Genomic DNA, 13219 nt, shown 5'->3' on the forward strand with positions numbered 1-13219 from the left:
CGCCTCAGACGCGCTCGATAATGGTGGCGGTGCCCATGCCGCCGCCGATGCACAGCGTCACCAGCGCGGTTTCCTTGTTGGTGCGCTCGAGCTCGTCGAGCACGGTGCCGAGGATCATCGCGCCGGTCGCCCCTAGCGGATGGCCGAGCGCGATCGCGCCGCCATTGACGTTGATCTTTGCGTTGTCGATGTCGAACGCCTGGATGTAGCGCAGCACCACCGAGGCGAAGGCCTCGTTGAGCTCGAACAGGTCGATGTCCGACTTCTTCATGCCGGAGCGCTCGAACAGCTTTTCGGTGACGTCGACCGGGCCGGTCAGCATCATCGCGGGCTCCGAGCCGATATTGGCGAATGCGCGGATCTTCGCCCGCGGCTTCAACCCGTGCTTGGCGCCCGCCTCCTTGCTGCCGAGCAGCACGGCGCCGGCGCCGTCGACGATGCCGGAGGAATTACCGGCGTGATGCACGTAATTGACCTTCTCGACCTCGGGATGCGACTGGATCGCCACCGCGTCGAAGCCGGCCATCGCCGCCATCGCCGCGAAGGACGGCTGCAGCTGCGCCAGCGACTGCATCGTCGTGGTCGGGCGCATGTGCTCGTCCTTGGCGAGGATGGTCAGGCCGTTGACGTCCTTGACCGGCACCACCGACTTGCCGAAGCGGCCCTCGTCCCAGGCCTTGGCCGCGCGCTGCTGGCTCTGCACCGCGTAAGCGTCGACGTCGTCACGCGAGAAACCGTATTTGGTCGCGATCAGATCGGCCGAGATGCCCTGCGGCATGAAATAGGCCGGCACCGCCATCGAGGGATCCATCGGCCAGGCGCCGCCGGAGGCGCCGATGCCGACGCGGCTCATCGATTCCGCGCCGCCACCGATCACGAGCTCATGCTGGCCGCTCATGATCTGGGCTGCGGCGAAGTTCACGGCATCGAGGCCGGAGGCGCAGAAGCGGCTGATCTGCACGCCCGGCACCTTCTCGCCGAGGCCGGCGTTCAGCGCCGCGAAACGGGCGATGTCCGAGCCGGCCTCGCCGACCGGGTCGACCACGCCGAGCACGACGTCGTCGACGGAGTCCTCGGGAAGACTGTTGCGCTCCTTGAGTGACTTCAGCGGCACCGTGGCGAGCGCCAGCGCGGTGACCTCGTGCAGCGCGCCGTCGGCCTTGCCGCGGCCGCGCGGGGTACGAACGTGATCGTAGATGTATGCCTCAGGCATGACGCCCTCCTTGATATGAGGATCATAATATATACGGAAGGACACGCCGCCGCAGCAGTGCGGCGGCAATTTTCAGGGCTTTCTTGTTTGACGCGTTTTCTTCACGCGAACCGGTCTCCACTTCGCTGGAAAGCGCTTCAGAACGCTTCCGCGGCCAATTCCATCGTGGTGGCGCTGCCGCTCTGGATCCGGGCCAGATGCACGGCGGTCTCCGGCAGCAACTTCTCCATGAAGAAGCGGCCGGTGACGAGCTTGGTGTTGAGGTACGGCGTGGCGCCGGCGGCGGCCTTGTCCTGCGCCACCTTGGCCATCTTCGCCCACATGTAGCCGAGCGCGACGAGGCCGAACAATTTCATGTAGTCGGTCGCCGCGGCGCCGGCATTGTCGGGCTTGGCCAGCGCGTTCTGCATCAGCCAGCCGGTGGCCTGCTGCAGATGGCCGAGCGCGGTGGAGAGCGGGGTGATGAACGGCTTCATAGCCTCGTCGGCACCATGCTCCTTGGCGAAAGCGCCGACCTCGCCGAAGAACGCCATCGCGGCACGGCCGCCGTCGCGCGGCAGCTTGCGGCCGACCAGGTCGAGCGCCTGGATGCCGTTGGCGCCTTCATAGATCATCGCGATGCGCGCATCGCGCACGAACTGCTCCATGCCGTGCTCGGCGATGTAGCCGTGGCCGCCGAACATCTGCTGCGCCGAGACCGTGTTGGCGAACCCGGTGTCGGTCAGGACGCCCTTCAGCACCGGCGTCATCAGGCCCATGTGATCGTCCGCAGCCTGGCGATCCCCAGCGTCGTTGGAGCGGTGCGCGACGTCGCTCTTCAGCGCGGTCCATACCACCATGGCGCGCGCCGCCTCGTTGAAGGCGCGGATGGTGAGCAGCGTGCGGCGCACGTCCGGATGTACGATGATCGGATCGGCCTGCTTCTCGGGTTCCTTCACGCCGGTCAGCGAGCGGCCCTGCAGGCGCTCGCGGGCATAAGCGACCGCGTTCTGATAGGCGACCTCGGACTGCGCGAGGCCCTGCACGGCGACGCCGAGGCGAGCCTCGTTCATCATCACGAACATGCCCTGCATGCCCTTGTTCTCTTCGCCGATCAGCCAGCCGGTGGCGTTGTCGTAGTTCATCACACAGGTGGAATTGCCGTGGATGCCCATCTTGTGCTCGATCGAGCCGCAGCTGACGCCGTTGCGCTGCCCGAGCGAGCCGTCGGCATTGACCAGCACCTTCGGCACCACGAACAGCGAGACGCCCTTGATGCCGGCCGGCGCGCCTTCGATGCGCGCCAGCACCAGATGGATGATGTTCTCAGTGAGGTCGTGCTCGCCGGCGGAGATGAATATCTTGGTGCCCGTGATCTTGAAGCTGCCGTCGGCCTGGCGCACCGCCTTGGTGCGGAGCAGGCCGAGATCGGTGCCGCACTGCGGCTCGGTCAGGTTCATGGTGCCGGTCCACTGGCCGGCGACCATCTTCGGCACATAGGTCTGCTTCTGCTCGGGGGTGCCGTGCACCAGCAGCGCCGCGGTCGCGCCCATCGTCAGGCCGCCATACATCGAGAACGCCATGTTGGCGGAGATCTGGAATTCGTTGACGGCCTGCGAGAGCGTCACCGGCAGGCCCTGGCCGCCGAATTCCGTCGGCGCCGAGAGGCCGAGCCAGCCGCCTTCGGCGACCTGCTTGAAGGCATCCTTGAAGCCCTTCGGCGTGGTGACGCTGCCGTCGTCTTTGCGCTTGCAGCCTTCGAGATCGCCTGTGCGATTGAGCGGTTGCAGCACCTCTTCGCTGAGCTTGGCGGCCTCGCCGAGGATCGCCTCGCGCACATCGGCCGACGCATCGGTGAAGCCGGGAAGATTGCCGTAGCGGTCGATCTGGAAAACGTCGTTGAGCAGGAAGCTGACGTCTTCGACGGGGGCTTTGTAGGTTGGCATGCTGGTCTCCCGGCTGGCACGTGGCCGCATGTGCGACGGACGCTGCACAGCGTATCCTTGGGTTGTTGGAGCGGACCTTATCCGGTTCCGGAGGTCCGCGGCAGATGCTATCGCGACTGTGATTGCGACGTTGCGCCGCTTTGCTTCATCAACTCCTCGCCCATCATCCGATGCAGCAGGTTGATCGCCTTGAGTGGACGCACCATCACCTTGAAATGCGTGATCCGGCCGTCACCATCGAATGTGATGATGTCGACGCCATTGAGCTTGATGCCGTCGATCTCGTTCTCGAATTCGAGCACCGCGCCGGTGTCGTTCTGCCACTCGCCGAGATACTTGAAGGTCGGGCCGCCGAGCACCTTGGCGGCGCTGGTGAGATATTTGAAGGTGATGTCGCGGCCGCGCTGCGGCGTGTGCACGACCGGGCTTTCGAACACCGCGTCGGGATGCAGCAGGTCCCACAGAGCGGCGGTGTCGTGGGACTTCATGTAGGCGTACCACTTGTCGAGGCCCGGCTTGCTCATTCGGACGTCTCCTGCGGCGGGTTAAAGAAGCCTGAACATCGGCCGCGCGCGACAGGGCGGCACGCCGATCACCATATGCATATTGACGCATATGCACACTAACGCATAAAGTCAAGCGAACTTCAGAATGGCCTTTTGGGGAACTGAGATGGAGGTGGGCGTTGGCACTCGGTGACGCAATCCTCGCATGCCTCACGGAACGTCCGATGACGGGCTATGAGCTCGCCAAGACGTTCGATGCATCGATCGGCTTCTTCTGGAAGGCCGACCACCAGCAGATCTACCGGGAGCTCTCGCGGCTGCGCGACAAGGGTCACGTCCAGGGCCGCGAGGTGGTGCAGTCCGGCAAGCCCAACAAGCTGGTCTATACCCTGACCACCGAAGGCCGCGCGGCGCTGAAGCACTGGGCGGCGCGCCCGAGCGTTCCGCCCTCGATCAAGGACGACCTTCTGGTCCGGCTCTATGCGCTCGACTGCGTCGACATCGAGCCGCTGCGCAACGACCTGATGGCGCGGCTGGAGCATCACCGCGACCGCTATGAGCGCTACGAGCGCCTGCTCAACAAGCGCTTTCCCGACGGCACCGCGCCACCGGCCGACGTCGGCAAGATGCTTAGCCTGCGCCTCGGCATGCGCCATGAGCGCATGGTGGTGGAATGGTGCGAGGAGGCGCTCGACGCGCTCTCGGCCATGTCCGGCCGCAGCAATGTGCTGCCGCTCGACGACGGCAAGCGCGAAAGCAACGGCTAGAAACAAATCTCCAACCTCCCCTTGAAAAGGGGAGGTTGCTTTGCTCGAAGAACAAAGCGGGTGGGGATCATCGCTCTCCACACGCAGCAGTGTGTGCGGCAAACCCCCATCCCGACCTTCCCCCTTTCAGGGGGAAGGAGAAGAGGAGCAGCACCGCAGGGCATTGTCCTGATCCGGCGCAACAGGTTCCCGGATTCCCTAACTTTAGCGCCCGCCGGCCGCATTCCTTAACCCGTTATTTACCGTGACGGGAAAAAGTCAGCAGCTGAGGCAGACGCCCGGCGCAGAATTCGATTGTCTCTTAACGGGAATGCGCGGGGAGGCTGCGGGCGCAGGGTGTAGCGCCGGAGTCGGGACCGGACGGAATCATGAATTCGCGCGTATCGTGGAGTGTTGACGGCATCGATCCCTCCGTCCGCGACAGGGCCGAGGCGGCTGCGCGCCGCGCCGGGATGTCGCTGAACGACTGGCTCAACTCCACCGTCGGTGAACCGAGCCCGCCGGATTGGCGCATGGAGCAACGGCAGCCGATGCCGAGCCGGGAAAGCCGCGAGGTCGCCGATATCCACCAGCGGCTCGACGCCATCACCCGCCAGATCGAACAGATTGCAAAGCCTCTGACGCGCGCCGAAGCGGTGCGCGCCGAAGTGCCGCGCGGCCAGCCCGCCGTCGCGCGGCAGCTGAACGACGCGATTTCGCGCCTCGATGCCCGGCTGTCGCAAATTTCGCGGCCGCAGCCGGCGCGCGAGCCGCAGCCACAGCCGATGCGTGAGTCGCAGATGCAGCGCGAGCCGCAGATGCATGACCGGCAACTGGAGGAGAGGCTGCGCCAGGCGGAGGCGGTCGAGCGCGCCGCAGCCCAGGTCTATCGCCCCTCGCCGCCACTGAGCCCGGCCTCGTTCGATTTCGCGATCGCGGAGATCGCCGCGCGCCAGAACGAGCTCGACGTATCGGCACAACGGCAGATGCCGCCGCGCGGCACGCCGCCGATGCCGCAATCGACGCCGCCGATGGCCGCCTATGCGCCACCGCCGCCTGCCGGGCCCGACTTCTCCTCGCTCGAGCGTCAGCTGCTCAAGATCACGAGCCAGATCGAGGCGCTGCAGCGGCCCGACCATATTGAGCAGTCGATCGCGGCCTTCCGCGGCGAGCTTGCGGAAATCCGCCAGGCGATCACCGAGGCGATGCCGCGCCGGGCGATCGAGTCGATCGAGAACGAGATCCGCTCGCTGCATCACCGGATCGACGAGCTCCGCCAGGAGGGCCGCAACGGCCAGGGCCAGGCGATCGCCGGCATCGAACGCGCGCTGTCGGAAATCCGCGAGGCGCTGCGCACGCTGACGCCCGCCGAGCAGCTCACCGGCTACGACGAGGCGATCCGCAATCTCGGCGCCAAGCTCGACATGATCCTGCGCGCCAACGACGATCCGTCGACGGTGCATCAGCTCGAGAGCGCGATCGCCGCGCTGCGCGCCATCGTCTCCAACGTCGCCTCCAACGACGCGCTGCTGCAGCTCTCCGGGGACGTGCATGCGCTGGCCGCGAAGGTCGACCAGCTGTCGCAGATGTCGCGCGCCGAGACCCATGGCGATGCCTTCGCCGGGATCGAGCAGCGCATTGCCGCATTGGCCTCGACGCTGGAGACCCGCGAGCGGCCGGCCGGCTACGACAACACCGATGCCATCGAAGGCGCCCTGCGCTCGCTGTCGGAGCGGATCGACCGTCTGCAGGTCGGCAACGACAGTTCGTCGGCATTCACCCATCTCGAGCAGCGCGTCTCGTATCTGCTCGAGCGCCTGGAGTCCGCCGACCAGCGCTCCGGCAATCTCGGCCGGGTCGAGGAAGCGCTGCATGACATCATGCGGCACCTCGAGGCGCAGCACGCCCACATCGCCTCGCTCGCCGACGCCGCCCGCAACGTCAACACCTCCTCGCCGCAGCCGATGATGGACAGCGGCATCGTCGACATGGTGAAGCGCGAGCTGTCCGACATCCGCTTCAGCCAGTCGGAGACCGACCGCCGCACCCAGGATTCGCTGGAGACCGTTCACAACACGCTCGGCCATGTCGTCGATCGTCTCGCGATGATCGAGAACGATCTGCGTACGGTGCGCACCGCGCCGCCTGCTCCCGCGCCGGCCGAACCGCGGATGGAAGCTCCGCGGATGGAAATGCCGCGCGCGGCGATGTCGCAGCCGGTCGCGCAGCCCAAAGCTGAAGCGTACAAGCCTGAATCGTACAGGCCCGAATTGCCCAATCCTGCGCTGGCGCAGGAGCACTTCATGTCCGCGCCGCGCGAATTCCATGCCGCGCAGCCGGTCGAGAGCGCGCCGCCGCCGCTACCGCCGCGCGCGATCAGCGAGATCCTCGAGCCGCATGCGGCGTCCGCACGCGCCGCGATTGCGCCGGACCTGCCACCGGATCATCCGCTCGAACCGGGCACACGCCCCTCCGGTCGCGTCGCTTCGCCGTCGGAGCGGATCGCGGATTCCGAGCGCGCGATCTCTGATCTTCCCGCCGGCAAGAAGGAGCCGGTCTCGACATCGAGCTTCATCGCCGCCGCGCGCCGCGCCGCGCAGGCCGCTGCCGCGCAACCCGTCAACGAGAAGGCGGCGCGCGCCGCGAGCAAGGCTGCAGCCAAGGCCAAGGAGAAGGCCGACAAGGCCGCGAAGGCGGCTGCCGCCAAGGCCGGCACGGCCGCGGCCGGCGCGACGGCGACTGGCGCGCCGGAGGCGCAGCCTTCGACCATCACCTCCAAGATCCGTTCGCTGCTGGTCGGCGCGAGCGTGGTCGTGATCCTGCTCTCGACCGCCAAGATGGCGATGAACCTGCTCGACACCAGCTCCGCGCCGCAGGTGCCGGCGATCGAGCACAGCGAGCCGGCCACGCCGCCTATGCAGCCGCCTGCCGAGAATTCCGTCGCGCCCGCCCCGGCCGCGCCGTCCGGCGTGCCCGGACCGTCAGTGCCCGGGCCGTCGATGACCTCGCCGACCCCGCTCGGCCGCCAGTCCAACAATACTCCGGCGCCGAACACGCTCGACAGCGCGCAGGTGACGATCCCGCCGGCAATCGCGCCCGCACCGGCCGCCGCGCCTGAGCCGACCGCGGTACCAACGGCCGCCGCCAACGACGTCACCGGCACGATTCCGACCGCGCCGCCGCTCGGCGGCAAGCTCGCCATGGTCCAGATCCCCGCGGGCGAGAAGCTGCCCGATGCAATCGGTGGTCCGGCGCTGCGCAGCGCCGCGATCAAGGGCGATGCGGCCGCGGCCTATGAGGTCGGCGTCCGCTTTGCCGAGGGCAAGGGCGTGACCGCCAATGTCGACGAAGCCGCCAAATGGTATGGCCGCGCGGCGCAGGCCGGCGTGGTGCCCGCGATGTTCCGGCTCGGCACCTTCTACGAGAAGGGCCTCAGCGTGAAGCGCGACTTCGATGTGGCGCGACGCTATTACGTGCAGGCCGCCGAGCGCGGCAACGCCAAGGCGATGCACAATCTCGCCGTGCTCGACGCCGATGGCGGCGGCAAGGGCGCCGACTACAAGAGCGCCGCGCAGTGGTTCCGCAAGGCGGCCGATCGCGGCGTTGCCGACAGCCAGGTCAATCTCGGCATCCTCTATGCCCGCGGCATCGGTGTCGAACAGAACCTCGCCGAGTCCTTCAAGTGGTTCAGCCTCGCGGCCGCACAGGGCGACGCCGACGCCGGCCACAAGCGCGACGATATTGCCAAGCGGCTCGACCCGCAGTCGCTGGCCGCAGCGAAGCTGGCGATCCAGACTTTCACCGCCGAGCCGCAGCCGAGCGATGCGGTCAACGTCCCGGCGCCCGCCGGCGGCTGGGACGGCGCGGCCGCGCAGCCCGCAGCGGCGAAGCCGGTCAAGCAGCCCTCGAAGCGGACCGCGGCGCTCGCCGCTCCGGCTCACTAGGTTCGAGACGGCTGCGGCGCCTTGACGGTGCCGCTGTCCTATACCTCCGGCCTTCGGCCGTGTAGACAGGCGCGCAGTTCCGCGCCGTCGGCGCACGTTCCGGAGGGTCAGGCTTGTCTGTCGATGATCGCCAGGATGATGGAACGGGCCACCGTTCCTCGCCGACCGGTCCCCGCGTGGCGCCGCCGCGGCAGGCGCCGTCTCCATTTGCCCGGCGCCCCTCGGCCTCGCCTCCGCCGACGCCGCAACGGAACGCGGCATCGCCGCCCCGCGCCTTCCGGTTCTCGCTCTGGTCCATCATCATCTTCGTGCTGCTGCTGTCGAGCGTCGCCATCCAGGCTTACCGTGACCTGTCGACGCCGGGCGCCTGGGACTTCTGGCGCGAGACCTACATCGCGGCCAGCATGACGTCGGCGGTGATTCCCGATGTCGACATCGACGGATCGGGCCGCGGCCGGCGGGCGCTTGCGATCAGCGGCAAGATCGGCTCGGCCAGCGCGAGCTGGTTCCGCGACCGGCTCAGCGAGGCGCGTCTCGCACCAGGCGACGTCGTGCTGCTGTCGTCGCCGGGCGGCGCGCTGAACCAGGCCGCCATCATGGGCGAGGTCATCCGCACGCGCGGGCTGGTCACCGCGGTCGCCACCGCCGGCGCCTCGGGCAAGCTCCGCCCCGCGTCCTGCGCCAGCGCTTGCGTTCTGGTCTATGCCGGCGGCCAGACCCGCTATGGCATCGCAAGCTCGCGGCTCGGCGTGCATCGCTTCACGACGAGCACGCCCGTCAGCGATCCCCTCGCCGAGGCCCAACGCATCCAGGGCATGGTGCTGGGCTACATGACCAAGATGGGCGTCTCTTCCGGGATCGTCGAGGCGATGTCGCAAACCTCCGATATCCGCTGGCTGAACCCGAAAGAAGCGCTCGCGCTGAACCTGATCACCAAGCCGGTCGATCGGCCGTGAGGCGACACAGGCGTCATTAATCTGAATTATCAACCACGTCCGCAGACGGCGGCCGAGTGCGGCGAAAAATGCCCCCGGGAGCGGATTCTTTAGTCCCTCCCCCCGCCGAATTCGGTTATGCAAGAACGCGGCAATCGACCCGCGTTCGCCTGCGTCTTGCGCGCCGACCGGATTCGTTCAGCCGGAGAATGCCCGACCAGAACGACATCACGCCGTGATGCGGCCTTGTGCCGAGTTCGCGGCGAACCGACAAGAAGCGACGCGCGTGCAGCTCTATCTCCCGATCGCCGACATTCCGGTCAATGTCTTCCTCATCCTGGCGATGGGTGCGGCGGTTGGATTCGTCTCCGGCATGTTCGGCATCGGCGGCGGCTTCCTGATGACGCCGCTGCTGATCTTCGTCGGCATCGCGCCCGCGGTCGCGGTCGCCTCCGTCGCCAGCCACATCGCGGCCTCCTCGTTCTCCGGTGCCATTTCCTATTGGCGCAGACGCGCGATCGATCCGCTGCTGGCGGCGGTGCTGCTGGTCGGAGGCACGCTCGGCACCACGTTCGGGGTGTGGACCTTCACCTTCCTGCGCTCGCTCGGCCAGCTCGACCTGATGATCGCGCTGTCCTACGTCATCCTGCTGACGACGGTCGGCGGGCTGATGTTCTGGGAAGGTTTGCGCGCCATGCTGCGCGTCCGCCGCGGCGGTCCGATCGCGCTGCGCAAGCCCGGCAGCCATGGCTGGATCCACGGCCTGCCGCTGAAAGTCCGCTTCAAGCGCTCCAAGATCTATCTCTCCGTCATCCCAGTGGTCGTGGTCGGACTCGCGATCGGCTTCATCGGCGCGGTGATGGGGATCGGCGGCGGCTTCATCCTGGTGCCGCTGATGATCTATGTGCTGCGGGTGCCGACCTCGACCGTGATTGGCACCTCGATGGTGCTCACCCTCGTCACCATGGTGTTCGCGACCATGCTGCACGCTGTGACCAACCATCTGGTCGACGCCGTGCTGGCGCTGATCCTGATGGTCGGCGGCGTCACCGGCGCGCAGTTCGGCGCCCGCGCCGGGCAGAAGATCCGCGGCGAGCATCTGCGCCTGCTGCTCGGCCTGCTCGTGCTCGCGGTCGGCATCCGCTTTGCGGTGGAGCTGGTGATCCGGCCGCAGGACCTCTACAGCATCCGTGAAACCGGCGGAGCCCCGCCATGAGGCTGCGCGCGGCGCTCGCAATCATCGGCCTCGCCGCCGCCGGCCTGGCGGCCGCGCCCGCTCATGCCGAGCGGCTGATCGTGTCGGTCTCCAACCACCGCGTCACGGTGACGCCGAACTATTCCGGCGGCGAGCTCGTGCTGTTCGGCTCGGTCGAGAAGGACGACAGGACGCCGGCCAATCGCAACAATTACGATCTCGTCGTCACGGTGTCCGGCCCGCGCGCCGACATGGTCACGCGGCGCAAGGAGCGCAAGTTCGGCATCTGGATCAACACCGACTCGCGCCAGTTCCTGCAGGTGCCGGGTTATCTCGCGCTGTTCTCGAATCGCCCGTTCGACCAGATCGCCTCGCCCGAGGTGCAGCGGCGGCAGCAGCTCGGGCTCAACAACGTGCTGCTGATGCAGCGGGTCGGGCCCGACTATGCCGACGTGGTACCGAACGACCCGTTCCGCAGCGCCTTCGTGCGGCTGCGCTCCGAGCACGGGTTGTACCGTGAGGCGACCTCGGCGGTGACCTTCCTGACCCCGACCCTGTTCCGCACAGGCATTCCGCTGCCGGCGGAGGTGCCGATCGGCACCTATAATGTCGAGATCAAGCTGTTTTCCGACGGCGCGCTGGTGACCAAGGCCGAGACCGCGTTCGAGATCGTCAAGGTCGGCTTCGAGCAATTCGTCGCCACCACCGCGCGGCATAACGGCCTTGTCTACGGCCTGATCACCGCGTTCATGGCGCTGATGACCGGCTGGATGGCCTCGATCGTGTTCCGCAAGGATTGATTTAGCCAGCCCTGCTTTGCAACGCGCTTTCGAACGCGTCGCTGAGGATCGAGAGGCCAAGATCGATCTCGTCGTCGCTGATCGTCAGCGGCGGGGCGATGCGGAATACGCTGCCCATGCCGGGCAACTGAACGATGTTGGTGCTCAGTCCAAGCTGCATGCAGCGCTGGGAGACACGCGTTCCGAGCGCTTCGTCAGGCTCCTTGCTGTAACGGTCGCGCACGATCTCGATGCCCTGCATCAGCCCCCTGCCGCGCACGTCACCGATGCATTCGAGCCGGTTCTGAAGTGCGAGGAGCCCGTCCCTCAGCCGCGCGCCCGCTATCCTGGCGCGCTCGACCAATCTGTCGCGAAGGATGATCTCGATGACCTTCAGCCCGACCGCGGCCGGCATCGGGTCCGACACATGCGTCGTGTAGAACAGGAAACCGCGTTCGTGACACCGCTCTTCGATCTCGGCGGTGGTGATGACCGCAGCCAGAGGCAGCCCGGCACCGAGCGTCTTCGACAAGGTCAGGATATCAGGCACGACGCCGTCGCGCTCGAAAGCGAACATGGCGCCGGTTCTGCCGAGGCCGGTCTGCGCCTCGTCGATGATCAGCAGCATGCCGCGTGCCCGGCACAGCTCCTTCAACTCGGCAAGGTAGCCTTCAGGCAGGTCGATCAGCCCGCCGGAGCTGAGGATGGGCTCGGCGATCATGCAGGCGAGCGAGCCGGTCGATTGGCGATCGATCAGATCGATGGCGTAGGCCAGCTCGGCCCGCCAGTCGGCCGCGTTGCCGAAGCGCGGGCGATAGGGGTTCGGCGTCGGGATCGCGAGCGAGCCGACCGGCGCGGGACCATAGCCCTTGCGGCCGGCTGAATAGGTCGTTCCGGCCGCGCCAGACGTCATGCCGTGCCAGGACTGCGCGAACGCGACGGTCTCGAAGCCGCCGGTGGCGAGCTTGGCCATCTTGATCGCAGCTTCATTCGACTCGCCGCCGGTGCTGAGCAGCATGACGCGATCAAGCCCCGGCGGCAGCAGGCCCGCGAGCTGTTCGGCCAGCGCGACGACCGGGCGCGTCAGCATGCCGCTGAACAGATGGTCGAGCCGTTCGGCATGCTCGCTGATGGTCTGGACGATCTCCGGGTGACCGTGACCGAGCACGGCGCTCATCTGCCCGGACGTGAAATCCAGGATGGCCCGGCCGTCGGCGTCATAGACGAAGCACCCGGAGGCGCGCTCGATGATGACGGGAGCGAACGTCCCGCCATAGCGAATGAGGTGCCGCCGCGCGCGATCCCAAAAGGATTTGTCGTCATTTCCGGCCATGCCCGCTCCTTGTTGCTCGGTTGCAGCGATCAAAGAACCCTCGCACCGCATCTTATGCGCGCGCGAGGGCAATGACATTGCGATTTGAGATGCATTTCAGCCCTTCTTCTGCAAACAATTGCGCAAAAGATGGAGAATGCGAAAGAAATGGGAACCGCGATCGTGATTGACGAGATCGACCGAAAAATCCTTGACGTGCTGCAGGCCGAGGGGCGCATCACGAATCTCGAGCTGGCCGAGCGGATCGGCCTCTCGTCCGCCCCCTGCATGCGACGCGTTCGCACGCTCGAAGAGGCCGGCGTCATCAATTCCTATGTGGCGCTGGTGGACCCGACGCGGGTTGGACTCGGATTCGACGTGATCGTCGAGGTCCGTCTCAAGCAACAGAACAGGGAATCCTTCACGCGCTTCGAGCGGAAGGTGATCGACCTTCCGGAGGTCGTCGAATGTTGCATGATTGCCGGCGATTGGGATTACTCGCTACGGATCGTGTCCTCGGACCTCGCGCGCTATCAATCCTTCATCCTCGACCGCCTCATGCATCCGGACAGCGATATCGCGAGCTATCGCACGACGATCATCCTGCGAAAGGTCAAATCGACGACCAAGATCGATAGCTCGCTGTTCGGCAAGGGTTGAGGAG

At 66.7% G+C, this 13219-nt stretch carries 10 protein-coding genes; 6 read left to right on the top strand and 4 right to left on the bottom strand.

The window, feature by feature from the left end:
• Positions 1-4: 4 nt before the first annotated feature.
• The 3 genes from J2R78_RS13100 to J2R78_RS13110 all read right to left on the bottom strand — a co-directional run bounded on the left by J2R78_RS13100 (position 5) and on the right by J2R78_RS13110 (position 3662).
• The gene (locus J2R78_RS13100; RefSeq protein ID WP_057016171.1) at positions 5-1213 is read right to left on the bottom strand and encodes an acetyl-CoA C-acetyltransferase; all 1209 of its coding nucleotides are present in this window, start codon (positions 1211-1213) and stop codon (positions 5-7) included.
• A 137-nt stretch (positions 1214-1350) separates the two neighbouring features.
• Positions 1351-3138: an acyl-CoA dehydrogenase C-terminal domain-containing protein gene (locus J2R78_RS13105; protein ID WP_253604770.1), complete on the bottom strand. Its 1788-nt coding sequence runs from the start codon at positions 3136-3138 to the stop codon at positions 1351-1353.
• Positions 3139-3245: 107 nt separating this feature from the next.
• The gene (locus J2R78_RS13110; RefSeq protein WP_253604771.1) at positions 3246-3662 is read right to left on the bottom strand and encodes a nuclear transport factor 2 family protein; all 417 of its coding nucleotides are present in this window, start codon (positions 3660-3662) and stop codon (positions 3246-3248) included.
• 161 nt (positions 3663-3823) lie between these two features.
• Between J2R78_RS13110 and J2R78_RS13115 the strand changes: the two genes are divergently transcribed.
• The 5 genes from J2R78_RS13115 (at position 3824) to J2R78_RS13135 (ending at position 11264) form a co-directional block, all read left to right on the top strand.
• Entirely contained in the window at positions 3824-4411 is a 588-nt protein-coding gene (locus J2R78_RS13115) for a PadR family transcriptional regulator (RefSeq protein WP_253604773.1), read from the top strand.
• Positions 4412-4779: 368 nt separating this feature from the next.
• On the top strand, positions 4780-8334 hold the full coding sequence (locus J2R78_RS13120; protein WP_253604775.1) for a hypothetical protein: 3555 nt from the start codon (positions 4780-4782) through the stop codon (positions 8332-8334).
• 113 nt (positions 8335-8447) lie between these two features.
• Positions 8448-9290, top strand: coding sequence for a hypothetical protein (locus tag J2R78_RS13125; RefSeq protein ID WP_253604777.1), 843 nt, complete (start codon positions 8448-8450; stop codon positions 9288-9290).
• A 265-nt stretch (positions 9291-9555) separates the two neighbouring features.
• A complete protein-coding gene (locus J2R78_RS13130; RefSeq protein ID WP_092088120.1) occupies positions 9556-10485 on the top strand; it encodes a sulfite exporter TauE/SafE family protein in 930 nt (309 codons plus the stop codon).
• Positions 10482-11264, top strand: a complete 783-nt coding sequence (locus J2R78_RS13135) for a TIGR02186 family protein (RefSeq protein ID WP_253604779.1) — start codon at positions 10482-10484, stop codon at positions 11262-11264. Before J2R78_RS13130 ends, J2R78_RS13135 begins: the two co-directional genes overlap by 4 nt.
• 1 nt (position 11265) lies before the next feature.
• Here J2R78_RS13135 and J2R78_RS13140 read toward each other — a convergent pair whose 3' ends face one another.
• Positions 11266-12576 carry an aspartate aminotransferase family protein gene (locus J2R78_RS13140; protein ID WP_253604781.1) on the bottom strand — a complete coding sequence of 437 codons (1311 nt, stop codon included), beginning with the start codon at positions 12574-12576 and terminating at the stop codon, positions 11266-11268.
• Positions 12577-12723: 147 nt separating this feature from the next.
• Between J2R78_RS13140 and J2R78_RS13145 the strand changes: the two genes are divergently transcribed.
• Positions 12724-13215, top strand: a complete 492-nt coding sequence (locus J2R78_RS13145) for an Lrp/AsnC family transcriptional regulator (protein ID WP_253604782.1) — start codon at positions 12724-12726, stop codon at positions 13213-13215.
• Positions 13216-13219 lie beyond the last annotated feature (4 nt).

The organism is Bradyrhizobium sp. USDA 4538, from assembly GCF_024171045.1.
GTDB classification, from domain to species: domain Bacteria; phylum Pseudomonadota; class Alphaproteobacteria; order Rhizobiales; family Xanthobacteraceae; genus Bradyrhizobium; species Bradyrhizobium australafricanum.